At 72.8% G+C, this 1,163-nt stretch carries 1 protein-coding gene; it reads right to left on the bottom strand.

What is annotated here, in order from left to right; all coding sequences use genetic code 11:
• Positions 1-1,040, bottom strand: a 1,040-nt coding sequence (locus ACY45C_RS17895) for a ketopantoate reductase family protein (protein WP_462188710.1), incomplete at its 3' end; no start/stop codon positions are given.
• Between the last annotated feature and the right edge of the window lie 123 nt (positions 1,041-1,163).

Here is a 1,163-nt window from a genome sequence, read left to right on the forward strand (position 1 = left end):
CTGAGGACGACCGCGTCGATCACCGTGGCGAACCGGCGCAACGCCGTGCGGGCGTTCTCGATCCCGTTCTGAAGCAGCACGACGGGCAGCGCCTCCGCCGCCGTGCGCCGCGTGCCGTCGGCGTCGGCGTCGACCGGCCGCCACGCCCACTGTGCGAGCAGCGCCTCGGAGTCCTGCGACTTGGTGGCGAGGACGAGCACGTCGTCACCACGCAGGTCGACCTCGTCCGGGCCGCCGACAACGTCGAGAGGGATCCGCCGCTCGTCGGGCTCACCGCCGGGCGTGGCCGGCGGTCGGATGTAGCGCAGCCCGCCCGCCCGCAGCGCCGCGAGGTTCGCGCCCCGGGCCACGACGACGACGTCGATCCCGGCGAGCCGCAGCTCCACGGCGACGGTCGCGCCGACGGCCCCGGCTCCGATGACGATGTACCTGCGACTCATCGTGCGTCCTTTCCTTGGTGCGGCGGCGGGCGCGGCCGCGAACCGTTGCCCGGGGATCGCGCCAAGCAGCTCGCGGGTGTGGTCTTGCGTCGGCGCGGTGAGGACGTCGGCCGCCGGACCATTCTCGACGATGCGGCCAGCGCGCAGCACCGCGACCTCGTGGGCGAGCTGGTCGAGCAGCTCGCGCGCCCGGGCGGCGCGGCTGGCCCGGTCGCCGACGCGGAAGGAGACCAGCGGCTCGGCGATGCTCTCCCCGACGGTGGACCGCGGGTCCAGCGAGGAGAACGGGTTCTGGTGGACGAACTGGAACCGCCGCCGCAGCGGCCGCAGCTGCGACCAGCCGGCGGAGGTGATGTCCTGCTCGTCGAGGTGGATCCGGCCGCTGGTCGGCTTCCCCAGGCCCATCGCGATGGTCTTGCCCGAGCCGGACTCGCCGACGACGGCGACGGTCTGTCCCGGGGCGATCGTGAAGTCGACGTCCTCCACCGCCGAAATCGTCCTCCACCGCCGGAGTCGTCCGCCCCGACGTGTGTAGGCGATGGACAGCCCGGTGAGCTCCACGATGTTCCGGCCCGCCACGGCGCCTGCCTTCGTGCTCACCGTGCTTACCGTATTCACGTGTCACCGTGCTCACCGGCATGCCCGCGCTCCGGCCCGGCATGACAGCAGGTGGTTTCGGGCATGCCGAACATGGAGGTGGTCCGGATGGCGGATGCGCTGTCG

The sequence above is a fragment of the Frankia sp. CcWB2 genome, assembly GCF_977927585.1.